Raw genomic sequence first — 23,567 nt, 5'->3', positions numbered from 1 at the left:
TTAGCGCGACTTTTGCCGTCAACGGAGCAAAAAACCTGCAGACACATCCCAATAGAATCAACAGGTTACCGAACGTTTTGAACAGCAGAAGGGATTGCACGCCGCCGGCCATTTTGACTTTGACTACGATGCCACCCTGCCCCTCTTAGGGACCAGGCCGGCCGCCGATACTGTATATACATACAGTATCTGCAATATGACGCGTCAATCGCAACGTCATTCGGCCCCAATCGTCGTTACCGGAACCCAGTGGCCACCTTTGACCTGATAGAGCGTCGAAGTCGGATGCTTCAAGTCGCCGTTCGCATCGAAGGCAATCTTCCCCGTGATGCCTTCGTATTGCGTTGCCTGGAGCGCCGACATGAACTCAGCCGGCTTCGTGGACTTGGCCTGTTTCATGGCGTTGATAGCTACCCACGCGGCGTCGTATGCGAAGGGCGCATAGATAAGGCTGTCGGTGCGGAAGCGTTTCTTGAATTTCTGCATGAAGACCTTGCCTTGCGGCAGCGTTTCGACAGGGCGTCCATATTCCCAGGCCATAGCGCCCTCCGCAGCGGGACCAGCGACATTAAGAAAGATACTGTCGGCGATGCCCCCGCTCCCGACGAACTGGGTGCGCATCCCGAGCTCCCTCATCCGCTTCGTGATGAGCGCCGCCTGGTTGTCCAGGCCGGCAAAGAACAGGAGGTCGGCGTTGGCACCCCTGATGTTCGTGAGCTGCGCGCTGAAATCGACCGCCTTGTCGTTGGTGTATTCAGCTATCGCAATTTTGCCGCCGGCAGCGGCGACGGCTTTCTTGAACTCGTCCACTGCCCCCTGGCCGAACGCGGTTCGGTCATCCATCACGGCAATGCGCTGCCCCTTCATGACTTTGACCGCGTACCTCCCAGCGTTACCGGAGTTTTGCGTATCGGTCGCAATGATGCGGAAGACGGTATTCAGGCCTTGATGCGTGATGGTCGGATTGGTCGCCGCCGGATGGATTACCGGGACGCCTGCCCTGGCGAAAACTGGCGCGGACGGGAGGGCGACGCCTGAGTTGTAATACCCGACAACTACGGTCACCCCATCGTCGACAAGTTTCTGGGCGACCTGAACGCCGATGCGAGGGTCACTTTGGTCGTCCACCGAATCGAGCTCGAAACGGACGTCCTGGCCGTCCAGCTTGATGCGCTGCGAATTCGCTTCCTCGACAGCGAGGCGAACACCGCTCTCCATATCCTTGCCATTGGCTGCATTGATTCCGGTAAGAGGACTGGACACACCGATCCTGACAACCTGTTGCCCATAAGACTGGCTGCAAGCGACGCACAGCAACATGGCGCTCAGGCCAGGAACGAGCAAGCGTCGAGCAACACTGATCATTTGTTCAACTCCAGCGACCAGGCGAATCGGCGAGGCGCTTGTACCGCGAACCTTTGCGCGAACCGAGCCCATCCAGTTTTGTGACAAGAGCCACCCTCCCATGCTGTCCAATAGCTCAGTTCTCCTCAATGTGACACAGGATACGATGTGCCAGGCGAAGGTGGGGCCGATCTATCATTGCATTTCCTAACCTGGCCACACCTGAGGCGCCGACCCTTGAGAACGCCTCGACCACCTGGCTGGCCCAGCGTATCTCCTCTTCCTGCGGCAAGAACGCCTGATTGATGGCTTCAATATGAGAAGGATGCGCTGCAGCCTTGGCCGAAAATCCGTCCCGCTTCGCCTGCGCGGCTTCTTCTCCGATCTGCTCCGGGTCGGTCAGGCGTGTGCTGACAGCATCGATGGCGTCGATACCCGCCTGGGCCGCCGCCAGCAGGCACATGGTACGAGCCACGGAAAACGGCGCACTCAGCTCCTTGCCGATATGCGGTGAGAATGCGCCAAGGTCGGCCGCAAGGTCATCCACGCCCCACATCAGCGCACGCAGGCGCAAGGGCGCATTGCGATACGACGACAGTCCGAACACACCTTCGGACGATTCGGTTGCCATCGCGATGATAGAGACTTTCCAGCCATCGTCCAATAGCGCACATTCAAAAGCCGCGAGGAAGTCGCAGAGGCGGTGCACGTCATCGACACTACGGCACTTCGGCAGCACAATCGCGCTGGGCCGGTGCGGGATCACGGCCGCCAGGTCGCGCAGGATATGGCCGGACGCCAGACCGTTGACACGCACCAGCAAGGCCGAGTGCATCGAGCTGCGGTGCTGTTCGAGGAAGCCGACCAGCCGGGACCGTGCGTCGTCCTTTCCTTGTTCTGGCACGGCATCCTCGAGGTCGAACACCAGGCCATCCGCAGTTGACTTCAGCGAGGCCGCAAGCTTCCGGTCACTGTCTGCGGGAACGAAAAGGAGCGAGCGCAAGCGCTCTGGCAAGTTGTCATGCATGGTCGTTTTGCTGCACTGGACTTCCGTTCCGTACGAAAGGCAGACGAACCACTTTCGCAGAGACTCTCTTGTTGTAGACCTCAATACTCACATATGAGCCAGACTTGATGTCAGGGGTAATCAGTGCCAAAGCGATGGCAGTTTGAAGCGTCGGACTATACGTTCCGCTGGTGACCTCGCCAATCACTTCTCCCTGGAGGCTCATCACCGGGCTTTGCGCGCGAGCGACCGCGGCGCTTCCCTCAAAAGCGAGCCCAACGAACTGCCTAGTCTGGCGGCGAGCAAGTAGCGCTGCCTTGCCGATAAAATCGCGCTCTGGCCCCAGATCAACACTCCAGCCCAAGCCGACATCGAAGGGCGAGGTCTGTGGGTCCATGTCGCGCCCATTCAGGTGCATGCCTGCCTCAAGCCGAAGGGTATCCCATGCGTCGAGGCCCGCCGCACAGATGCCGGCCGACCTCAGCATGTCCCATACTTGAACAGCATGCTTTGCCAGCATGATCAATTCGAAGCCATCCTCGCCGGTTTTCCCCGTTCGTGCCAACATCAATTCGCCCACTGCGGAGTCGTACACGGTGATGGAATTGAACGGCTTTACCTTCTCAGCCGCGCGGGTTGACGGAATCGCTCGAAATACCTTCTCCCGAGCATTGGGACCCTGCACGGCGATAATTGCCAGCGGCTCCACATCGCCCGTGACAAGATCCTGGCGCCGCACGACCAGACTCACCGAGCTTTTCATCGCAACGATCTGCGATCGGATCCACTGAATGTCGCGGCTTGCGGCGTGCGCATTCAAGACGATACGGAAGTATTCATCGTCCAGGTAGTAAACGACAAGGTCATCGATCACCCCTCCTTCGCTGTTAAGCATGCACGAATAGAGTGCCTTGCCCGGCGACTTCAGTTTGCCGATGTCGTTGGCAAGAAGCTTGCCGAGAAATATTCGAGCGTCCGTCCCGTGTATGTCGATCACGCACATGTGCGAGAAGTCGAACATAGCGGCATCCTCGCGCACGGTGTGGTGCTCTTCGATCTGGGATCCATAAGCAGCTGGCAGTTCCCAGCCACCAACATCAGCCATACGGGCGCGGATGAAACGGTGACGCTCATACAGTGGAGTACGCAATGAGTGGGAGATCGTCTGGCTCATCGGGATGTCAAGGTCAGTAGTCAAGCTGGCGCGATATTGCGCATGGGATTCCGGGCCTGAGTTCATGGCGTCCAAGGCTCTAGCGAGCGTCGCTTACGCGGCCGGTGATCATCCCGTCGGTCGGCGCTCGTGGCTGGGCGCATGACCGAACTGCGCACGGTACGCTTTGCTGAAATGGCACGGCGAATGGAATCCGCACACGGTCGTCACACGGGCGATTGACGCGTTGGTCGTGCGCAGCAGGTCGCGCGCGCGCTTCAGGCGCAGGGTAAGGTAATAGTGGGTCGGCGACACATTCAGATAGAGCTTGAACATCCGCTGCAGATGCCGCTGCGACAGCCGCACGAGCCGCGCCAATTCATCGAGCGACAGCGGTTCCTCAATATTCGCCTCCATCAGCCGCACCACCTCGATCAGTTCCGCGCGCGAGAGGCCAACCCGCGCATCGACGGGGATCGGCTGCGGATCGCTCGCGCTGCGGATCCGCTCGAGAATGAACTGTTCAGAGACCTGCGTGGCAAGCTGCCGGCCGAAGCGCAGACCGACGAGATTCAGCATCATGTCGATCGGTGCGGTGCCGCCCGTGCAGGTAAGCCGGTCACGGTCGATGACGAACAGTTCGTCGGCGAAATGCACCAGCGGAAACTCGTCGTGCAGCGCGGACCGGTTCTCCCAATGCACGGCGCAGCGGTATCCGTCGAGCAGCCTGCTCGCCATCAGCGCGTAGGCACCGGTGCAGATGCTGCCGAGCGGAATGTCCAGCCCGGCGAGTTGGCCAAGCACCGCGCGCGTGCCGTCGTCGACAACGTCGCGGATGCGAATGCCGCCGCAGACGATCATCACGTCCGGCAGTCTTGTCCCATCCAATGCGCGCGTCGGCCGTACCACGATGCCGTTGCTCGCGTGCACCGGCGCGCCGTCTGGCGAATAGACCGACCACGTGTAATGCTCGGCGCGCCCGACATAGTTCGCCATGCGCAGCACTTCCACCGCGCTCGAGAACGCGATCATCGAGAACTCAGGCAGCGCCAGGAAGCCGAAATGCGCTAGGGACGACATTGAAGGTGAAGCGCTGTCAGCTGGTACGGCGGCAACGGACCTCACATCGCTCTCCTGGCGAACGGATGACCTCGGGATCAGGCTTGCGCTGTCGTGGCCTTGGCGCCGAACAGTTGCCTGAGCCCCGAGAAAAGCGGCGCCCTCGCCGTGCCCGGCACGCGGCCGAAGCTCTCGGTGATGCGGTCGAGGACAATTGCCAGCAGCACCACCGACAGGCCGCTTTCAAAGCCCAGGCCGATGTCCAGACGCTGGATGCTCGCCAGCACCTCGTTGCCCAGGCCGCCCGCGCCAACCATCGAGGCGATGATCACCATCGACAGCGCCATCATGATCGTCTGGTTGACGCCCTGCATGATCGACGGCAGCGCGTTCGGAAACTGCACCTTGTACAGAAGCTGCCACGGCGTGCAACCGAACGCCTGGCCGGCCTCGACGATCTCCATGTTCACCTGGCGGATGCCAAGGCTCGTCAGACGCACCGCGGGCGGCATCGCAAAGATCACCGTCGACAGGATGCCCGGAACGCGGCCGAGGCCGAACAGCATCGCGGCAGGAATCAGGTAGACGAACGCCGGCATGGTCTGCATCAGGTCCAGAATCGGACGCACGACGGCCGCGACCACCCTGCTCTTCGCCGCCCAGATGCCGAGCGGAATCCCGAGCAGCAGGCTGATGATGGTCGACGACAGCGTGAGGCCCAGCGTGATGACGGTCTGGTCCCAGAACCCTGTCGCGAAGATCACGAACAGCGACGCGGCCGTGAACAGCGCGAAGCGCCAGCCGACGCGCCAGAGGCCGATGCCGATGAAGATCGCCATCATCAGCCACATCGGCACCGCCTGCAGGCCGTGCTCGATCAGTGCGGCAAGCCCCTCGATCGCGCGCCCGATCGCGTCGAACGTCGCCGCGTCGTGATCGAGCAGGTAATGGACAGACTGGTCGACCCAGCGGCCGAGCGGAAGCATTTCAGACATGGTTACCTCGCGAGTGGTGCGTGATGGCCTTCAGGATGACGGCACGGTCGACCGAGCCGCAGTAGCAGCCGTCGTGGTCGACGACCGGCAGCGCGTTCGGGCTCGCAACGACGCGTTCGACGACGTGTTCAAGCGACGCATCGCGCCGGATGCTTTCGACCGGCCGCACGTCCGGTGCGGCGTCGCGCATGACGCAGCCACGGACCTTGCGCTGGGCATCGAGCACAAAGGCATAGCTGGCGTGGCCGTTCAGCGTCCTGGCGATGCTCGCCGCATCGGGCTTTGACACGATCGGCACGGCGTCGGTCTGCATCAGGTCGCCGGCGGTCAGGTAGCGGCTGGTGTCGATGCCGTCGAAGAACGTGCGGACGTAGTCGTCGGCCGGCCTCGCGATGATTTCCTGCGGCGTGCCGACCTGCACCAGGCGGCCGCCTTCCATGATCGCAATCCGGCTGCCGATGCGCAGCGCTTCTTCCAGGTCGTGGGACACGAACATGATCGTGCGCCGATGCTCCTTCTGCAGCTGCAACAGCACGTTCTGCATTTCCTTGCGCTTGAGCGGATCGAGCGCGGAGAACGCCTCGTCCATGATCATCAGCGACGGGTTGACGGCAAGCGCGCGCGCCAGGCCGACGCGCTGCTGCATGCCGCCCGACAACTCGCGGGGAAGCTTCTGCGCAAACGTCGCCAGGCCGACCTCCTCAAGCACGTCCATGGCACGGCGCTCGCGCTCCTTCCTGCTCACGCCAGCCACCTCCAGCCCGAACGCCGCGTTCGAAAGCACAGTGCGCTGCGGCATCAGCGCGAACGACTGGAACACCATGCTCATGTCCGTGCGGCGCAGCGCGATCAGTTCCGAGCAGCTTACGGCCGCCACGTCGCGGCCACCGATCAGCACCTTGCCGGCGGTCGGTTCGACGAGCCGGTTCACGAGGCGGATCAACGTCGACTTGCCGGAGCCTGACAGGCCCATCAGCACGAAAATTTCGCCTTCATTCACCTCGAACGAGACATTGTGCACGCCGACGACCTGGCCGGTGCGCCTGAACACTTCGTCTTTCGTCGAACCGGATGCGAGCATATCGATCGCCTGCTTGGGATTGCTTCCGAATACCTTGCACAGACCTTCGACCACGACCTTTGGACTATCCATCGAAATCTTCTCCTGATCCTGCGGGGACTCACACATCACATAGCAATGCCTTAGCTGCGTTTCCCCATCTTCCGGGGAGCGTTGCCGGCGTATTGCTACCTTTTTCCTGGAATGCCATCGGCAAACCTGCTCCGTCGCATTACAAGCGCAATTGCGCGATACCTACATAGTTGCCAGAAAAGGCCCCCGCCTGCCGACTAATTCCGACAAGCGCTTGCAGAAATGCGACAACGGCGAACAAGGGAAATGGTTGTCTGGCGTCGCCTGTTCACAAGCGACGCCGAATGGTTCTGTAGCGCCCCATGCCCGCCGCCAGCTTGTGACAACAGCATCCCGCACCGCAAGTTCCGGCATGACGGGCCGATACCATGCAAGCGGCGCTTCGGTTCTATCCGGGCCGCCATTCCTCCTGCTCTACTTCGCGCATGGTATGCGTGCGCACGCTGCGCGCGCCGCGCCATTCAACCCAACAGAGGAATCGCATGGACGCGCTGTCACGTTCACAACAATTCATCCTGACGCTGTCGTGCCCGAGCGCACCCGGCCAGGTCGCCGCCGTGGTCGGCCTGCTCGAGCGTCACCGCTGCTACATCGATGAACTGACCGTCTTCGACGACGACCTGAGCAACCGCTTCTTCCTGCGCTGCGTCTTCCATCCCACGCGCGAACAAGTGCTGCAGGTCGACGTGTTGCGCCAGGAGTTCACGCCGATAGCGGAGGGTTTCGGCATGCAATGGGCGATCCACGACGCATACGCGCGCCCGAAGGTGCTGATCATGGTGTCGAAGCTCGAGCATTGCCTCGCGGACCTGCTGTTCCGCTGGCGCATGGGCGAGTTGAAGATGGACATCGTCGGGATCGCATCCAACCATCCCCACCTGGAGCCGCTCGCGCGGCAGCATGACCTGCCGTTCCGGCACTTTCCCATCACGCCCGAAACCAAGGCGCAGCAGGAAGCGCAATGGCTGGACCTGTTCGAGTCGAGCGGCGCGGAGCTGGTCATCCTTGCGCGCTACATGCAGGTGCTGTCGCCACAGACAAGCGCCAGGCTGGCCAATTGCGCGATCAACATCCACCACTCGTTCCTGCCCGGCTTCAAGGGCGCGAAGCCGTATCACCAGGCACATGCACGCGGCGTCAAGCTGATTGGCGCGACCGCGCATTTCGTCACCGACGATCTCGACGAAGGCCCGATCATCGAGCAGGTCGTCGAGCGCGTCGATCATTCGTACCAGCCGGACCAGCTGCTTGCCGTCGGGCGCGACGTTGAGTGCATCACGCTGGCGCGCGCCGTCAAGGCGTTCATCGAACGACGGGTGTTCCTGAACGGGGACCGGACAGTCGTGTTTCAGTAAGCTCAATGCGCACCGGCCACGATCGCGATGCGATCGTGGCCGGCGCCTACTGCCTCCTTGGGTCGCGTGCCGAATTAATGCGCGCCCTCCACCCATGCATTCACGCGTTCCGCATTCGCGGCGATCCACGCATCGGCGGCCGCATCGGGCTTGGTGCCGCTCTGGATCGCCAGCATCACGCTATCGATCTCGCCCGGCTTCCACTGGAACTTCTTCAGGAATACGACAACCGGCTTGGCCTTCGTCTCCAGGCCCGGGTTCACGATGTTGTCGACATGCTCGGCATCGCCGAACACCTTCTTCGGATCCTCCAGGAAACGCAGCTTCCACTTCGCGAACATCCAGTGCGGCGCCCAGCCCGTGACGATCACCGGCTTGTTCGCGTTCATCGAGCGCGCCAGCTCAGCCGTCATCGCGCTGCCAGAGCTCGGCATCAGCGAATAACTGAGCCCATAGCTCTTGATCGCCTCGGAAGCCTTGCGCATCACGCCGGCACCGGCATCGATGCCAACGATGCGGCCTTCGAACGCCGCCTTCTGCGCGTTCAGGTCATCGATGCTCTTCGCGCTCACCGACGCGGGAACGATCAGGCCGATCCTTGCCTCGGTGAAGTTCGGTCCGAGATTGACAACCTTGGCCTTGAACTGATCCCAGTACGCGCCCTGCGTCACCGGCAGCCAGGCGGACAGCGTCGCATCGAGATCGCCGCGCGCGACGCCCTGCCACATCACGCCCGCCGCGACCGGCACCAGTTGCACCGGGTACCCCAGTTTCTTTTCGATGATCCGTGCGGCGACATTCGTCGTCGCGACGCTGTCGTCCCAACCCTCGACGTAGCCTATCTTCAAGGTCGGCTTGGCATCCCCCAGCGCCAGCGCGCTCCATGTCATCATCACCGACGCTGCGCCGGCCCAAAACACCTTTGCAAAGAGCTTCATGGCATACCTCCAGTGGTCGGAGCGGTAGCGCCCCGTTTAGTTAGAATCGTCGTCGCCCTGGCCAGGCATTGCGACGGACATCGTGCTGCGCCACCCGCCTGGCAGGCGTCCCGTCTTATTTATCGATCACGAGATCCGACAGCGGCTTGCTGCAGCACAGCAGCACCATGCCCTGGTCAATCTCGCGCTGGCGGATGCCGCCGTTGTGCTTCATCTCGACCTGCCCGGCAACCAGCCTGACCTTGCAGGTCCCGCACATCCCCTGCGTGCACGACGCCGGTAGCCGCACGCCAGATTGGCGCGCCGCGTCGAGCACATGCTGCCCCGCGCCGCAGAGGATCTCGCGTTGGCTCCTGGCGAAGCTGACATTGAACTGCGCCGACCCCGCCTCGTCGTTTGCCGCCGCGGCGGCATCGGCGAGCGGCTCGTTGGCCTCTGCGGTCAGTGCCTCGAACGAGAAGCTCTCCTCGTGGTAGTGGCTGCGCTCGAAGCCCGCCTCGTCGAGCAGGCCGCGCACCGCCTTCATGTACGGCGCTGGCCCGCACGTGAAGATCTCGCGCTCCATGAAGTCCGGCGCGATCAGCTGGAGCAACGGCAGCGACAGGAAGCCCGTCACGCCCGGCCAGCTGGTGCGCGCGCCAACCCGCTCGCAGACAAAGGACGTGCGGAAGTTCGCATGGCTTGCCGCGATCAGATCGAGCTCGCGCGCGAAGATGATGTCGTCCGGTGTGCGCGCGCTGTGCACGAACACGATGTCCCGATCCTCGGCGAGATCGTGGTGCGCCCGGCTCATCGACATCAGTGGCGTGATGCCGGAGCCCGCGGACAGGAACAGGTACTTGCGCGCCGGATGGCGCGCGCACGTGAACTCGCCGGCCGGGCCGAGCACGCGGATCGACGCCCCCGGCTTCAGATGGTCATGCAGCCAGTTCGACACCTTGCCGTCCGGCACGCGCTTGACCGTGATCGAGATGGTGTGCGGCCGCGCCGGCGACGACGAGATCGTGTAGCAGCGATTGATCGCCTCGCCCTCGATATCCAGTTCGAGCGTGATGAACTGCCCCGGCTCGAACACAAACGCCCTCCCCTCCGGCGAGCGGAAGAAGAAACTCTTCACGTCGTGGGTTTCCTGCCGCACGTGGCAGCACACGAGCGTCTCCTCGACCTCGCTCGTCCAGCGCTCGGGGAGCGCGCTCCAGAACGCCGGGCGGGTTACCCGGCTCTCCGCTGGCTCGGTAAAGACCGCATCGCGCATCATGTCTGCCTCCGCTGTTGCGCCTACGCGCCGATCTGCTCGGCCAGCCGGCCGATATACCAGGCCGAGAACTTCTCGACCAGGCCTTCGGTGAATGGCGAGTACGGGCCGGGCTCGTACGCGCTGCTGCCCGCGCCACACTGCGAGTACTCAACCAGCGCGCGATCCTGGTCGTTGGTCGCGTTCCACACCGCGGTCAGGTTCTTCACGTCATAATCGACGCCCTCCTGCGCATCTTTGTGGACCAGCCACTTGGTGCGAACCAGCGTTTCGCCGGCCGACAGCGGGATCACCGAGAACGTGACGATGTGGTCGCTCATGAAGTGATGCCACGAGTTCGGCTGCGTCCAGAACGAGAGCCCGCCCAGGTCGGCTTGCTCGAACTTGCCGAGCAGCTTCTTCGACGCTACCCTGGCGTCGAGCGTCTGCGATTCGCCGCTGCGGTCGAGCGGCAGGCGCTGGGTACGGAAGCCGGTGGTGTCGAGCAATTGCTCGATCTCCGCCGATGGCAGGCTCATCGCTTCCCATTCCGCGGCACGTTCGATGCAGGTGCGCTCGAACGCTTCCATGCCCTCGGCGTTGGCGGGCGAGCGCTGATAGCCGAAGCCGTACTCGTATAACGAAATGGTCAGCTCCGGATGGTTCGCCACGCAGTGATAGCACTCGCGGTTGTTCTCCATCGTGAGCTTCCAGTTGCCTTTCTCGAGCACATCGATCTGCGCGGCGACCTTGGTGTCCGCCAGGTTGTGCGGCAGCAGGTACGGCTCCATCGCGGCGCGCATCACCGCGAAGTCGGCTGGCGGCTCGTCCGCGAGGCAGACGAAGATCAGGCCGGCAAGGTTCTCGACGTGAACGGATTTCAGGCTGTGCTTGCAGCGGTCGAACTTCTCGCCCATGTGCTCGGCGAACATCAGGTCGCCGTTCAGGTTGTAGGTCCAGCTGTGATACGGGCAGACGATGTTCCCGACCGTACCCTTGTCCGCGTTGCACAGCCGCGCGCCGCGATGGCGGCAGACGTTGTGGAACGCGCGGATCTGCATGTCATCGTCGCGCACGATCAGGATCGAGTCGTGGCCGAGCTCGACCGTCACATAATCGCCCGGCTCTGGCACGTCAGGCTCGACCGCCACCTGGATCCAGTGCTTGCGGAAAATCGCCTCCATGTCCAGCGCGAAAATCTCCTCGCTCAGGTAGAAAGGCGCCTCGAGGCTGTATCCCGCCTTGCGCCGCTCCACCAGCGCGCGAATGTCTGCCGATACTTTCATTGTTTGCTCCGGATTTCCTGCATCCCTGGTTGCTTGCCGACAGACCGGCAACGTGTCAGTAGTCGATGAGTTGATGCTCGCGCAAGTAGGCGAGGATCACTTGTGCTTTTTCGACGGAAGTCCCACCATTTACGACGTTCCCGCCGCGGCTCTCGGTCGTCGTCGCCGACAGCATCCGGGCATGCCCGGAGCGCTTCTCGGCGGCGGCCAGCCGGACCGGCTTGCGCTCGACGGCGCCGAGCGTCCATGCGGCGGCGGCGCCATCTTCACACCGCGCTGCCGGCAACAGCCGGATGGTGCCCGCGCGCAGCCGCGCGTACGCATAGCGCGGCTGCGCGTTCGCGAGCGGATGTACGGCCACCACCGCGGGCAGCGTGGCATCGACGCGCCGGCGCAGGCCCTTTGGCAGGAACTGCCGCACGGCGACGCGACCACCGGCGATGTCGACGTCGACGGCCGATCCGACCAGCGGCCGGCCGAGCGCCGCGGCGACGCGGTAGGGCAACATCCCTGTGTCGTACGCGCCCTCCGCGCGGGTGCCGGTCAGCACGAGGTCATAGTCCTTTATGTGCGCGGCAAGCGCGTGCGCGGCGTCTTCGCCACCTGCGCAAGCGAGCACCTGGACTTCGCTCGCGCCGAGCGCCAGGTAGTCGTTGAGCGCAGGATCGGCGGCGTCGCCCGCGTGAATCACGGCGAGCTGCGCGCGATATTTTTCCGCGAGGCCGCGGCCGAGCTCGAGCGCAGCGGCGTCGTTGCGGCTGTAGCGCGGCGCGCCACTGACCGGATGGCGGCCGACGGACACCAGCACCGCGATACGTTGCACTTGTGTGGGGGCGTTCATGCTGCGGCTCCTGCGGCTTCGCGGGGACGGGCTGCGGCCGGCTGCTGACCCCGTGCGGGGCGCGCGGCCTGGACCTGCTCGAACAGTGCGGCGATCGTCGCCTGCGCGTCGCCGACGATGGTCAGGTTCGCGCGTTTGGCGATCGGCGCGCTGCCGTCCAGATTGACTGCGATCACGTGACGGCAGTCCTTGATGCCTTGCAGGTGCTGCACCGCGCCGGAGATGCCGAACGCAATGTAGACGCTGGCCTCGACCGTCTTGCCGGTCGCGCCGACCTGCTTGTCACGCGTGAAATGCCCGTTGTCGACCGCGACGCGGCTGGCGGCGATCGCCGCGCCGAACGCGCCCGCGAGCCGCTCGAACGCGCCGACGTCGGTCACGCCGTTGCCGGCCGCCACGATAAAGTCCGCCTCCTCCAGCGCGACCTGGGCGGCATCGATTTCCTCGACACCGAGGTCGCGATACAGTGGCGTCCCTCCCCTGGCGTGCAGGAACTCGCCGGACAGGCGCTCGCCCGCGCCGGTGAACGGCAGCTTCGTGTCAACCGCCCCCGGCGCGAGCAGGATGACCTCGGGCAGCGCGCGGGTCGCGAACGCACGCCTGGCGTGCACATACACGCCGACGTGCCGCGCGTCGATCTCGACCACTTCCGTCGCGACGCTGGCGCCCGCCGCAGCCGCGTATCGCCGGCCGAGATCGCCGTCGCCGTTCTCGTTGTCGGGCAGGAAGACATGCCGGGGCGACAGCGCCGTCGCGCACGCATGCAGTGCCCGCAGCTCGCCGTCTGGCGCGAAGGTGCGCCGGTCGAACTCGGGCAGCGCGATAAGCTTGTCGACGCCGAGCTCCGCCGCGTCGTCCTTCAGTTCCCCGAACACCATCAGCACTACTTCGGTCTGCGCATCGGCGAGCAGCGCGGCCGCCGCGACTGCCTGGTGCGCATGCTCGTCCAGCGCGCCGCGTTCGCTGTGCGCGGCCACGAGCAGCACATAGCGCGGCTCCTTCACCATCCGCCGTGGCTTTGCCCCCTCGGCAGCGTGGCCGTGCGCGGGCCAGTGCGCGGCGCTTGCGTCTGCGCTGCCGGACTCGCCCAGCGTGATCCGCCTGAGGCCCGCCGCCGTGATGATGAACGGCCGGCGCGGGTCGATTCGTTTAGTCGTGTTCATCGATTCACTCCAGCGAGGCGGCGACCAGTTCAGCCACGTCGAGCACGTCAGGGCGCGGGCCGACGACGCCTTCCAGCATCGCCGTGCAGTTCGGGCATCCCACCGCAACCACGTCCGCGCCCACCGCGCGCGCGTCGGCGATGCGGATGTCAGGAATGCGCTGCTTGCCAGGAATATCCGTCAACGGTGCGCCACCCCCGCCGCCGCAGCAGCGGCCGCGCATGCCGTTGCGTTCCATCTCGACCACCTGGATGCCGATCGTCTTCAGCAGCTTGCGCGGGGCTTCGGTTTCGCCGTTGTAGCGGCCGAGATAGCAGGGATCGTGATAGGTGATGCGCTTGTCGCGCAGCGCCTCGACTGCTTTCGGCGCGATCAGCCCGCTCGACGCGAGCTCAGCCATATAGGTGGTGTGATGCTTGACCTCGACACGCAGACCCAGCGCACGGTATTCGTTACGCAGGCTGTGCATCACGTGCGGATCGGCGGTCACGATCTGGCGGAACGACAGCGTGCCGAGCGTGCCGATCAAATGCCTGGCCAGCTGCTGGAAGGTCGCCTCGTCGCCCAGGCGGCGCGCGACATCGCCGGTGTCGGTTTCCACCTCGCCGAGCACCGCATAGTCGATGCCCGCCTTGTTCAGCACTTTGACGAAGGCGCGCAGCGTGCGCTGATAGCGCATGTCGAACGCGCCTTCGCCGGCGACGATCAGCACGTCGACCGTCTTGCCCGGCTGCGCCACCGGGGCATTCAGGTCGACCGACCAGTCATAGCGCGCAGCGGTATCGTAGCCGCCCATCGTGCCGGTTTCGCGCAGGTTCGCCAGCACTTCCGCGCCCTTGCCCGGCACGGTGCCATGCTCAAGCGTCTGGTTGCGGCGCATGTCGACGATGGCATCGACGTGCTCGATCAGCATCGGGCACTCCTGCACGCAAGCGCGGCACGTGGTACACGACCACAATGTCTGCGCCTCGATCAGCCCGGATACGATCGGGCCGTTCGGCTCGCCGCGATGCCGGCCGACCGGAATGCCGGGCGTCGGGCTGCCTGCGTACGCGGCATCGGAGCCGCCCGCCATCCCGACGACAAGATCCTGGATCAGCTTCTTGGGATTCAGCGGCTGGCCCGAGGCGAACGCCGGACACGCCGCCTCGCACTTGCCGCACTGCACGCACGCATCGAAGCTCAGCAGCTGGTTCCAACGGAACTCGACCGGCTTCGCAACGCCATAGTCCCGGTGCTCGATGTCGGGCAGCTTGAGCGCGGTCGGCGGCGTGGCGGTGCCGTTTCCGGTGTACGACTCGGGCGACGCCGCGAAGCGCTCCTGGCGCGGATGGAATGCGAGATGCAGCAGGCCCGCGATCGCATGCTTCATGGGCCCGCCTTGCGCCGCGCCGACCGTCATGGCCAGCGCGCCGACGGCGATCAGCACCGCGCAGAACACGGCGAACGCCCCCGACATCAGACCGGCCGGCACCAGCGAGAACAGGGCCAGGCCGAGCGCGAAGGATCCGAGCAGCCATGGCAGCGTATTCCACGGCCCCTTTGACAGACGCGCGGGCACGTCCTTCGAGCGGCGCCGGCGCCACACGAACACCGCACCGACCAGCATCACCAGCGCCGCGGCAAAGGTCAGCTTGTCGAGCCAGGGCGAGTAGATGGCGAGACCGTAGTTGACGAACACGAGCGCAAGCGCGCCGATCGCGCCGCCGGCCGTGGCGACGTGCGTCTTCGCGATGTACGGGTCGCGCGCGACGACGTGGTGCAGGTCGACGAAGTAGCGCTTGGGGATCGCGAACAGATTGGCAATGCCGAACGTGCCGGGCGCGCTCGCCCGCCCGAGCCGCCAGTATGACGCGCGCTTCAACACCGCGAAGGCGAGCCCCGCCACCGACAGCCAGAGCAGGACGGTAATCAGGTTGGACGGGTTCATCGTCAGAAATCCTTCACGAGCCGCAGCGCGTCGTAGATCGCGCCGTGGATGTTGTGCATCGAGATGCAGTCACCAACCCGGAACAACAGGAAGCGGCCGTTGCCGAGCGTCTCCGACAGGCACGGCTGCGGCTCCGCCGCGAACAGCTTGTGCACGTCGACCTGGCCGCGGTTGACCGATTCCGGCTTCAGCTTCCAGTACAGCGCGTCGTTCGGTGTCGAACCGTTCTCGATCACCACCTGGTCGACCGCACGCTCCTCGAGTTCTTCCGTGTACTCATTGCGCAGCACCGCGATCGTCTTGCCGTCCTCCTCGTAGACGCGATCGAGCCAGTAGTTCGGGGTGTGAATCACGCCTTGCGCGTACAGACGGCGATAGAAGATCGGGAACGTCGTGCCGCCGCAGTCGTCGGCCACCTTCACGTCCGGGGTGACGATCTCCACCTTGGCGCCGCGGCTGGCCAGGTAGTCGGCCACGCCCGCGCCTGCGTGCGTGCTCACGCCGTCGTAGACCAGCACGTTCTGCTTCGCTTCGACGCGCCCGGACAGCACATCCCACGAGCTGACCGCCAGCCCCTCGGCGACGCCCCACGCGGGCACCTGGTCGGAGAACGCGCGGCCCCCGGTCGCCAGCACGATGATGTCCGGCTTCTCCGCCATGATCATCTTCGCGTCGGCTTCGACGCCCAGGCGCCGGTCGACGCCGAGGCGCTTGGTCTCCATGTCGAACCAGCGCACGATGCCCGCCATCTGCTCGCGCTGCGGCGCCTTCGACGCCAGCATGATCTGCCCGCCCACTTCGGTGTTCTTCTCGAACAGCACGACGTCATGTCCGCGCGAACGCGCGACGCGTGCCGCCTCAAGTCCCGCCGGACCCGCGCCGACCACGACGACCTTTCGCTTCGGGCCGCGCGACTTCTCGATCAGGTGAGGCATGGTCGCCTCGCGCGACGTCGCCGCGTTCTGCACGCACAACACGTCCAGGCCGTTGTACTGGCGGTCGATGCAGTAGTTCGCGCCAACGCATTGCTTGATCTCGTCCTCGCGCCCGTCGCGGATCTTGATGACCATATGCGGATCGGCCATCTGCGCACGCGTCATGCCGACCAGGTCGACCATGCCGCTGGCGAGCAGGCGCTCGGCCTGGCCCGCGTCGCGGATGCTCTGCGCGTGCATCACCGGCACCTTGACCACCGCCTTGATGCCCGCGGCGAGATGCACGAACGGCTCGGGCGGCAGCGCCATCGGCGGCATGCAGTTGGCGAGCGTGTTGTGCGTATCCGCGCCGGAGCCGATCACACCGAGATAGTCGATCAACCCTGATTCGGACATTGCCTGGGCGATCTCCTTGAGTTGCTCGTGATCGAGACCATCTTCATGGAATTCATCGCCGCACATCCGCAGGCCAACGCAGAAATCCTTGCCGACCGCCTCGCGCACCGCCTGCAGCACCTCGACGCCAAAGCGCAGCCGGTTCTGCAGGCTGCCGCCCCACTCATCGGTGCGGAAATTCGTGCGGGGGCTCCAGAACTGGTCGATCAGGTGCTGGTGCGCGGCCGAGATCTCGATGCCGTCCATCCCCGCGTCCTTCACGCGCTTCGCGGCGGCCGCGAAGTCGGCGATGATCCGGCGGATCTCCTCGATCTCGATGATCTTCGCGTTGCCGCGGTGCACCGGCTCGCGCACGCCGGACGGCGTCATCAGGTGTGGCCAGTGCTCGCCGTGGAACGCCGAGCGGCGTCCCATGTGCGTGGCCTGGATCATGATCTTGGCGCCGTGGCGGTGCATCGTCTCCGCGAGACGCGACAGCGGATCGATGATCTGGTCGGTCGCCAGGTTCACCGACTTCCACCAGCCCTGGGGACTGTCGATGGAGACCGGGCTCGAGCCACCGCAGATCGCCAGGCCGACGCCGCCCTTCGCCTTCTCTTCGTAATAGCGAATGTAGCGGTCGCCCGGCAGGCCGCCCGGCTCCGCATACACCTCGGCGTGCGCGGTGCTGACGATCCGGTTGCGCAGCGTCAGCTGGTTGAGCTGCAAAGGTTTGAACAGGTGGGGATAACGCATCGCGGACGACCTCTGGCGTTTGTATGTTTCGTAGTGCGGACGGGTTCGGTCAGTGGAAGTTGCTTAGTGGGCGACTGGCGACACTTCGAACACGCAATGATCGTGACCCTCGGCTGCGCACTGCACTTCCTTCGACTGCGCGCGCGGTGCGCCCTTGCCTGCTGGCGTCGTGTCATTGACCCAGTCAATCGCGCCAGCGAACCAGCCGGCGAACATGTAGCAGAGCTTGCCCTCCTTTTCCGGCTGCGCGAGCACGAACGACGAGTGCTGCAGCGCGATGCGCGCGCGCGCTGTCGCCGGATCGGCCTCCAGGATCGAGAACAGTCCCCAGCCGCGCTGCGACAGCCGCTTCAGGTAGTGCTCGAACACCGCCATCCCGCTGATCGCGTGCAGCTTCGCTTCCTTGTCGCACCAGTGGTACGCGGACTTGTAGCCGGCCTTGTAGAGGATCTCCGCATAGGTATCGCGGCCCAGCGCCTCTTCGACGGCGACGTGGTTGTTGGTGAAGAAGTGGCGCGGCACATACAGCATGGGCAGCGCATCGGTGGTCCAGACGCCGGTATCGGGATCGACGTTGATCGGCAGTTGCGGTTGCATCGTGGTGACTCCGTGAGGAAAAATGGCCGTTTGCGTCATCGCGCAGGCGCGGCATCGCCCGCGTGCCCGCGCGTTTCGCGCTGGCACGTCCCGTATTCTGTAATTGCGTGAAAGAACTGGCGGCTTATGTGTGGATTACGCGCCCCAGACGTCCTTGAAGATGCGCACCCAGTTCTCACCCATGATCTTGCGGATGCGCGACGCCTTCCAGCCCGCGCGCTCCATCGCCGCAGTCAGGTTCGGGAACTCGCCGATGGTCCGGATGCCTTCCGGGTTGATCACCTTGCCGAAGTTGGTCAGGCGGCGATAGCGGCCCTTGTCGTGCGTCAGCATGTCGAAGAACTCAGTGCTGTAGCCCTGGGTGAAGTCGGTGCCGATACCGACCGCGTCCTCGCCGACCAGGTTCACGACATAGTCGATCGCCTCGATGTAGTCGTCGACCGTCGCCTCGATGCCGCGCTTGAGGAACGGCGCAAACATGGTCACACCGACGAAGCCGCCCGCATCGGCGATCTCCCGCAGCTGCGCGTCGCTCTTGTTGCGTGGATGCTCCTTCAGGCCCGATGGCAGGCAGTGCGAATAGCAGACCGGCTTCTTCGAGAACGCGATCGCTTCGGACGACGTGTTGCCGCCGACGTGCGACAGATCGACCATGATCCCGACGCGGTTCATCTCGGTGATGACTTCGCGGCCGAAGTCGGACAGCCCGCCATCGCGCTCGTAGCAACCCGTCCCGACCAGGTTCTGGGTGTTGTAGCAGAGCTGCACCACGCGCACGCCCATGTCGGCGAACGCTTCGATATAGCCAAGGTTGTCCTCGAACGCGTGCGCGTTCTGGAAGCCGAGGATCACGCCGGTCTTGCCTTCCCGCTTCGCGCGCAGGATGTCGTCGGAGGTCCGCACCAGCGTCAGCAGCTCGGCGTTGTCGCGGATCTGCTTCTTCATCAGTGCGATGTTGTCGACAGTCTTGGTGAAGTTCTCCCAGACCGACACCGTACAGTTCGCGGCGGTGATGCCGCCCTTGTGCATGTCTTCGAACACCGAACGCTCGAACTTGGAGATGTTCAGGCCGTCGATGATGATGCTGTCCTGATGCAGCGCGCTCATTGGTTGCTCCAGTCTTGTCGGTACGCGGTTCAGTAGATCGGGAAGCGCTCGCAAAGCGAGAAGATCTCGCGGCGCACGCGCTGTTCGGCAGCCTGGTCGCCTTCCGGGTTGGCGCGCAGCGCCTCGAACACGTCGAGGATCAGGCGGCCGATCTCGCGGAACTCCGTGACGCCGAAGCCGCGCGTTGTCGCGGCCGGGGCGCCGAGCCGGATGCCCGACGTGATGGTTGGCTTCTCGGTATCGAACGGGATACCGTTCTTGTTGCAGGTGATGCCTGCACGCTCGAGCGCCTGCTCGACCTGCGTGCCCTTCAGCCCCTTCGGCCGCAGGTCCACCAGCAGCAGATGGTTGTCGGTGCCGCCCGTGACCAGGTCGACGCCGCCCGTCTTCAGCACTTCGCCGAGCGCCGCTGCGTTGGCAAGCACGTTGTCGATGTAGGTCTTGAATTCCGGCTGCAGCGCCTCGCCGAAGGCGACCGCCTTGCCCGCGATCACGTGCATCAACGGGCCGCCCTGCAGGCCCGGGAACACGGCCGAGTTGATCTTCTTCGCGATCCCCTCGTCGTTGGTCAGCACGAAGCCGCCGCGCGGGCCGCGCAGGGTCTTGTGCGTCGTCGACGTGACCACATGCGCGTGCTCGACCGGATTCGGATGACGGCCCGCGGCGATCACGCCGGCGATGTGCGCCATGTCGACCATCAGCTTCGCTCCCACGCTATCGGCAATCGCGCGGAAGCGGGCGAAATCCAGCTTGCGCGGATACGCGGAAAAGCCGGCGATGATCAGGCTCGGCTTGTGCTCATGCGCAAGCGCTTCGACCTGGTCGTAGTCGATCAGCATCGTGTCGCGGTTCACGCCGTACTGCACGGCATTGAACCACTTGCCCGACAGTGCGGGCTTCGCCCCATGGGTCAGGTGACCACCTGCGTCGAGCGACATGCCGAGCACGGTGTCGCCCGGCTTCGTCAGCGCGAGCATGACCGAGCCGTTCGCTTGCGCGCCGGAGTGCGGCTGGACGTTGGCAAAGCCGGCGTTAAAGAGCTGCTTCACGCGCTCGATCGCGAGCGACTCAACCTGGTCCGCGAACTCACAGCCGCCGTAGTAGCGCTTGCCCGGGTATCCTTCCGCGTACTTGTTGGTCAGCACCGAGCCTTGCGCTTCGAGCACGGCGCGCGACACGATGTTTTCCGAGGCGATCAGCTCGACTTGCGACTGCTGCCGCTCGAGTTCTTTCAGGAGTGCGCCGCGCACCAGCGCGTCGCGCTCGGCCAAGGGCTGCGAGAAGAATGACTGGGTGTTCGACATAGAGCTTCCGTGAGGGATTGAGATGGCTGCCTGACAGGCGGGACAGGCCCTCTTTGCCGGGTTTTCCTGCCTCGTCGGCGCAGCGTTGCCGACGGGTCTATTCTTGTCGTTCGGGTATTGGGTCGATTGATGAATTCAGACGCGTTCTTTTCCTTTTCCGCCATTCGCGTCCGATTTGCACAAGTCGGTCATGGGACGCACACGGGCAAGTGCAAAAAAGCGGATTTCTATCACGTCACTCCCGCATGCTGCATTGCACTACGGTAGTGCCGCTCGCGGCGGCGCGAGTGCGGTGTGTCACGCATCCGGTGCAACGCCGCTCGTCCCAAACGAGCCCAGCCCCCCAAACGTAGGGTTTCGCCGTATGGCACGTTTGTTGCGCCCGCTTTATCACTAAAGCCATAGACGGTAGCCAGGCTTCAGACCTGAACGCCATCAGAATTCAAGGAACGCCCCCATGTCGCCCGACCGAACCGCGTCGCTGTCCCACTTCGCCTTCATGCCGTTGCCCAACTTCACGATGATTGCGTTTACCAGCGCGATCGAGGTGCTGCGGATGGCAAACTACCTCAGTGGCCAGGAACTGTACCGTTGGTCCATCGTCAGCCCGGAAGGCGGCCCGGTGACGGCGAGCAACGGACTGGCAATTGACACCACCCGCGCCGACAGCATCGGGCGGCCGGACATCGTGTTCGTCTGCGGCGGCGTCGACGTGCAGCGCTCGACCACGGCGGACTACCTGTCCGCGCTGCGCCGCGCGGCGCGCGAGGGCATCGTGCTGGGCAGCCTGTGTACCGGCACCTACGCCCTGGCCAAATCCGGGCTGCTCGCCGGCTACGCCTGCGCCATCCACTGGGAGAACATGTCGGCGCTGAAGGAAGAGTTTCCCGACACGCGCTTCCTCAAGGAACTATTCGTGATCGACCGCGACCGCATCACCTGCACGGGCGGCGTCGCGCCGCTCGACATGATGCTGAACCTGATCACCATCCGCGTCGGCAGCGCACGCGTCACGCAGATCGCCGAGCAGTTCATCGTCGAACATGTGCGCGACACGAGCGCGCAGCAGAAGATGCCGCTGGTGGCGCGCCTCGGCTCGGCGAACAAGTCGCTGTTCGAGGTGATCTCGCTGATGGAGAACAACATCGAGGAACCGCTGTCGCGCGAAGAGCTCGCGCGTCTGGCGAGCATGTCGCAGCGGCAGTTGCAGCGCCTGTTCCGCGACCATCTCGGGATGACGCCGACGCATTACTACCTGACGCTGCGTTTGCGCCGCGCGCGCGAGCTACTGCTGCAGACCGACATGTCCATCATGCACATCACGATGGCGTGCGGCTTCCAGTCCGCGTGCCATTTCAGCAAGAGCTACCGCGACTCGTTCGGCGTCGCGCCGACGCGCGAACGCCGGCAGCAGATCGCGCCGCTGGCGAAGACGCCGGGGTCTGTGGGGTCGGCGCAGTATTCTCCGGTGATGCACGCGTGAGTCGCGCGGTGGCGCGGCGATACAATGGAATACGTCGCCGGTTTGCTCCCCTCTCCCGCGTGCGGGAGAGGGGCCGGGGGTGAGGGCCGGCGCATGGCAAGCACCGAGCCGCTTCACTTCGAGGAAACGCCCGCCCTCACCCCCGCCCCTCTCCCATAAATGGGAGAGGGGGAGACAACGCTCTCGGTCTTCTGCTTTGTGCCGCCGGTTTGAGAGACAACAATCGCAGTTTTTGCTTGTCAATGCCGCAGACGGCCTTTATCGCCCGATCACGCCGCCGCCAACATCCCGTGCGGATCGATGACGAATTTCCGTGGTGCACCGCCATCAAACTGCTTGTAGCCTTCCGGCGCCTGCTCAAGCGAGATCACGGACACGTTGACGATCTCCGCGATCGGCAGACGACCGTGCAGGATCGCCTGCATCAGGTTGCGGTTGTACTTCAGCACTGGTGTCTGCCCGGTATGGAATGAGTGCGACTTCGCCCAGCCAAGGCCGAAGCGGATGCTCAGGCTGCCGTGCTGTGCCGCTGCACCCCTGGCGCCCGGATCGTCGGTCACGTAGAGCCCCGGAATCCCGATCGCCCCGGCGGGCCGCGTAATTTCCATCAGTGAATTCAGCACCGTCGCCGGCGCTTCCTCCGCGTGGCCGGACGCGCCATGGCCGTGCGCCTCGAAACCGACGCAATCGACCGCGCAATCGATCTCCGGCGTGCCAAGGATTTCGGCGATCTGCTCGCCAAGTGTCGCGTCCTTGGACAGATCGACCACTTCGAAACCCATTGCCTTCGCGTGGGCGAGACGCGCCGGGTTCATGTCGCCGACGATGGTGCAGGCCGCGCCGAGCAGGCGCGCCGAAGCCGCCGCGGCCATGCCGACCGGACCCGCGCCGGCGATGTAGACGGTCGAGCCGGGCTTCACGCCCGCAGTCACGGCACCGTGATAGCCGGTCGGCAAAATGTCCGACAGGCAGGTGAGATCGCGGATTTTCGCCATCGCCTGGTCGCGGTCGGGGAACTTCAGCAGGTTGAAGTCGGCATACGGCACCATCACGTACTCCGCCTGGCCGCCGATCCAGCCGCCCATGTCGACATACCCGTATGCACCACCCGCACGCGCCGGGTTGACGTTCAGGCATACGCCGGTGTGCTGCTCCTTGCACATCGCACAGCGCCCGCACGCGACGTTGAACGGCACCGACACCAGATCGCCGATCCTCAGCGTCTCGACGTCGCGGCCGACCTCGATCACCTCGCCGGTGATCTCGTGACCGAGCACGAGACCGGCCGGTGCGGTCGTGCGCCCGCGCACCATGTGCTGGTCCGACCCGCAGATGTTCGTGCTCACGACCTTGAGGATCACGCCGTGGCCGATCGCACGGCCGCTTGGATCGACCATTTTCGGATAGTCGATCTTCTGCACCTCGACCTTACCCGGCTCAAGATATACGACACCTCGGTTGCTGCTCATCGTTTTGTCTCCATCAGTCGTTGAAGCGTGCCGCGGCGCGCCAATCGGCGCGCGGCATGCGCGGCCGCGCCTTCGAGAGTAGTC

At 64.4% G+C, this 23,567-nt stretch carries 19 protein-coding genes; 2 read left to right on the top strand and 17 right to left on the bottom strand.

The window, feature by feature from the left end; all coding sequences use genetic code 11:
- Positions 1-216: 216 nt before the first annotated feature.
- The 6 genes from RM96_RS33205 to RM96_RS33180 all read right to left on the bottom strand — a co-directional run bounded on the left by RM96_RS33205 (position 217) and on the right by RM96_RS33180 (position 6,710).
- Positions 217-1,365, bottom strand: a complete 1,149-nt coding sequence (locus RM96_RS33205) for a branched-chain amino acid ABC transporter substrate-binding protein (RefSeq protein WP_039016001.1) — start codon at positions 1,363-1,365, stop codon at positions 217-219.
- 115 nt (positions 1,366-1,480) lie between these two features.
- A complete protein-coding gene (locus tag RM96_RS33200) occupies positions 1,481-2,371 on the bottom strand; it encodes an HpcH/HpaI aldolase/citrate lyase family protein (protein WP_052279896.1) in 891 nt (296 codons plus the stop codon).
- Positions 2,364-3,524: a glycine cleavage system aminomethyltransferase GcvT gene (gcvT, locus tag RM96_RS33195; RefSeq protein WP_039016000.1), complete on the bottom strand. Its 1,161-nt coding sequence runs from the start codon at positions 3,522-3,524 to the stop codon at positions 2,364-2,366. Before gcvT ends, RM96_RS33200 begins: the two co-directional genes overlap by 8 nt.
- A 108-nt stretch (positions 3,525-3,632) precedes the next feature.
- Positions 3,633-4,628, bottom strand: coding sequence for a GlxA family transcriptional regulator (locus tag RM96_RS33190; RefSeq protein ID WP_039015999.1), 996 nt, complete (start codon positions 4,626-4,628; stop codon positions 3,633-3,635).
- 32 nt (positions 4,629-4,660) lie between these two features.
- Positions 4,661-5,557 (bottom strand): choline ABC transporter permease subunit, encoded by an 897-nt coding sequence (choW, locus tag RM96_RS33185; protein WP_039015998.1) that lies wholly within the window; start codon positions 5,555-5,557, stop codon positions 4,661-4,663.
- Entirely contained in the window at positions 5,550-6,710 is a 1,161-nt protein-coding gene (locus RM96_RS33180; RefSeq protein WP_039015997.1) for a quaternary amine ABC transporter ATP-binding protein, read from the bottom strand. Before RM96_RS33180 ends, choW begins: the two co-directional genes overlap by 8 nt.
- Before the next feature lie 482 nt (positions 6,711-7,192).
- On the opposite strand from RM96_RS33180, the gene purU reads away from it, so the two are divergent.
- Complete coding sequence (purU, locus tag RM96_RS33175; protein ID WP_039015996.1) at positions 7,193-8,065, top strand: formyltetrahydrofolate deformylase; 873 nt, start codon at positions 7,193-7,195, stop codon at positions 8,063-8,065.
- Between the two features lie 74 nt (positions 8,066-8,139).
- On the opposite strand, the gene RM96_RS33170 is transcribed toward purU, so the two are convergent.
- From RM96_RS33170 to RM96_RS33125, 10 genes are all read right to left on the bottom strand, one after another.
- Positions 8,140-9,003, bottom strand: a complete 864-nt coding sequence (locus RM96_RS33170; protein WP_039015995.1) for a glycine betaine ABC transporter substrate-binding protein — start codon at positions 9,001-9,003, stop codon at positions 8,140-8,142.
- Between the two features lie 115 nt (positions 9,004-9,118).
- On the bottom strand, positions 9,119-10,261 hold the full coding sequence (locus tag RM96_RS33165; RefSeq protein WP_039015994.1) for a hybrid-cluster NAD(P)-dependent oxidoreductase: 1,143 nt from the start codon (positions 10,259-10,261) through the stop codon (positions 9,119-9,121).
- Positions 10,262-10,281: 20 nt separating this feature from the next.
- Positions 10,282-11,523, bottom strand: coding sequence for an aromatic ring-hydroxylating oxygenase subunit alpha (locus RM96_RS33160; RefSeq protein ID WP_039015993.1), 1,242 nt, complete (start codon positions 11,521-11,523; stop codon positions 10,282-10,284).
- 55 nt (positions 11,524-11,578) lie between these two features.
- Positions 11,579-12,364, bottom strand: a complete 786-nt coding sequence (locus tag RM96_RS33155) for a drug:proton antiporter (RefSeq protein WP_039015992.1) — start codon at positions 12,362-12,364, stop codon at positions 11,579-11,581.
- A complete protein-coding gene (locus tag RM96_RS33150; protein WP_039015991.1) occupies positions 12,361-13,527 on the bottom strand; it encodes an electron transfer flavoprotein subunit alpha/FixB family protein in 1,167 nt (388 codons plus the stop codon). The genes RM96_RS33155 and RM96_RS33150 overlap by 4 nt, the downstream gene beginning before the upstream one ends.
- Before the next feature lie 4 nt (positions 13,528-13,531).
- Positions 13,532-15,457, bottom strand: coding sequence for a (Fe-S)-binding protein (locus RM96_RS33145; RefSeq protein ID WP_039015990.1), 1,926 nt, complete (start codon positions 15,455-15,457; stop codon positions 13,532-13,534).
- 2 nt (positions 15,458-15,459) lie between these two features.
- A complete protein-coding gene (locus RM96_RS33140; RefSeq protein ID WP_039015989.1) occupies positions 15,460-17,523 on the bottom strand; it encodes an NADH:flavin oxidoreductase in 2,064 nt (687 codons plus the stop codon).
- A 63-nt stretch (positions 17,524-17,586) separates the two neighbouring features.
- Entirely contained in the window at positions 17,587-18,120 is a 534-nt protein-coding gene (locus tag RM96_RS33135; protein ID WP_039015988.1) for a DUF5943 domain-containing protein, read from the bottom strand.
- Between the two features lie 135 nt (positions 18,121-18,255).
- Positions 18,256-19,227, bottom strand: coding sequence for a dipeptidase (locus RM96_RS33130; RefSeq protein WP_039015987.1), 972 nt, complete (start codon positions 19,225-19,227; stop codon positions 18,256-18,258).
- A gap of 29 nt (positions 19,228-19,256) precedes the next feature.
- A complete protein-coding gene (locus RM96_RS33125) occupies positions 19,257-20,531 on the bottom strand; it encodes a serine hydroxymethyltransferase (protein WP_039015986.1) in 1,275 nt (424 codons plus the stop codon).
- Between the two features lie 457 nt (positions 20,532-20,988).
- On the opposite strand from RM96_RS33125, the gene RM96_RS33120 reads away from it, so the two are divergent.
- Positions 20,989-22,014, top strand: coding sequence for a GlxA family transcriptional regulator (locus RM96_RS33120; RefSeq protein WP_039015985.1), 1,026 nt, complete (start codon positions 20,989-20,991; stop codon positions 22,012-22,014).
- Positions 22,015-22,283: 269 nt separating this feature from the next.
- Here the strand turns inward: RM96_RS33120 and fdhA are convergent, their stop codons facing one another.
- Entirely contained in the window at positions 22,284-23,483 is a 1,200-nt protein-coding gene (gene fdhA, locus RM96_RS33115; RefSeq protein ID WP_039015984.1) for a formaldehyde dehydrogenase, glutathione-independent, read from the bottom strand.
- Positions 23,484-23,567: the final 84 nt, after the last annotated feature.

Source organism: Cupriavidus sp. IDO, from assembly GCF_000812465.1.
Classification (GTDB): domain Bacteria; phylum Pseudomonadota; class Gammaproteobacteria; order Burkholderiales; family Burkholderiaceae; genus Cupriavidus.
Note: the sequence above shows the minus strand (reverse complement) of the source record. Positions and strands in the feature narration are given on the sequence as shown.

Excerpts from the sequence above, each read along its gene's own strand:
- RM96_RS33205 (WP_039016001.1), bottom strand. The coding sequence starts at position 1,365 with ATGATCAGTGTTGCTCGACGCTTGCTCGTTCCTGGCCTGAGCGCCATG.
- RM96_RS33200 (WP_052279896.1), bottom strand. The coding sequence starts at position 2,371 with ATGCATGACAACTTGCCAGAGCGCTTGCGCTCGCTCCTTTTCGTTCCC.
- gcvT (WP_039016000.1), bottom strand. The coding sequence starts at position 3,524 with ATGAGCCAGACGATCTCCCACTCATTGCGTACTCCACTGTATGAGCGT.
- choW (WP_039015998.1), bottom strand. The coding sequence starts at position 5,557 with ATGTCTGAAATGCTTCCGCTCGGCCGCTGGGTCGACCAGTCTGTCCAT.
- RM96_RS33180 (WP_039015997.1), bottom strand. The coding sequence starts at position 6,710 with ATGGATAGTCCAAAGGTCGTGGTCGAAGGTCTGTGCAAGGTATTCGGA.
- purU (WP_039015996.1), top strand. The coding sequence starts at position 7,193 with ATGGACGCGCTGTCACGTTCACAACAATTCATCCTGACGCTGTCGTGC.
- RM96_RS33170 (WP_039015995.1), bottom strand. The coding sequence starts at position 9,003 with ATGAAGCTCTTTGCAAAGGTGTTTTGGGCCGGCGCAGCGTCGGTGATG.
- RM96_RS33165 (WP_039015994.1), bottom strand. The coding sequence starts at position 10,261 with ATGATGCGCGATGCGGTCTTTACCGAGCCAGCGGAGAGCCGGGTAACC.
- RM96_RS33160 (WP_039015993.1), bottom strand. The coding sequence starts at position 11,523 with ATGAAAGTATCGGCAGACATTCGCGCGCTGGTGGAGCGGCGCAAGGCG.
- RM96_RS33155 (WP_039015992.1), bottom strand. The coding sequence starts at position 12,364 with ATGAACGCCCCCACACAAGTGCAACGTATCGCGGTGCTGGTGTCCGTC.
- RM96_RS33150 (WP_039015991.1), bottom strand. The coding sequence starts at position 13,527 with ATGAACACGACTAAACGAATCGACCCGCGCCGGCCGTTCATCATCACG.
- RM96_RS33145 (WP_039015990.1), bottom strand. The coding sequence starts at position 15,457 with ATGAACCCGTCCAACCTGATTACCGTCCTGCTCTGGCTGTCGGTGGCG.
- RM96_RS33140 (WP_039015989.1), bottom strand. The coding sequence starts at position 17,523 with ATGCGTTATCCCCACCTGTTCAAACCTTTGCAGCTCAACCAGCTGACG.
- RM96_RS33135 (WP_039015988.1), bottom strand. The coding sequence starts at position 18,120 with ATGCAACCGCAACTGCCGATCAACGTCGATCCCGATACCGGCGTCTGG.
- RM96_RS33130 (WP_039015987.1), bottom strand. The coding sequence starts at position 19,227 with ATGAGCGCGCTGCATCAGGACAGCATCATCATCGACGGCCTGAACATC.
- RM96_RS33125 (WP_039015986.1), bottom strand. The coding sequence starts at position 20,531 with ATGTCGAACACCCAGTCATTCTTCTCGCAGCCCTTGGCCGAGCGCGAC.
- RM96_RS33120 (WP_039015985.1), top strand. The coding sequence starts at position 20,989 with ATGTCGCCCGACCGAACCGCGTCGCTGTCCCACTTCGCCTTCATGCCG.
- fdhA (WP_039015984.1), bottom strand. The coding sequence starts at position 23,483 with ATGAGCAGCAACCGAGGTGTCGTATATCTTGAGCCGGGTAAGGTCGAG.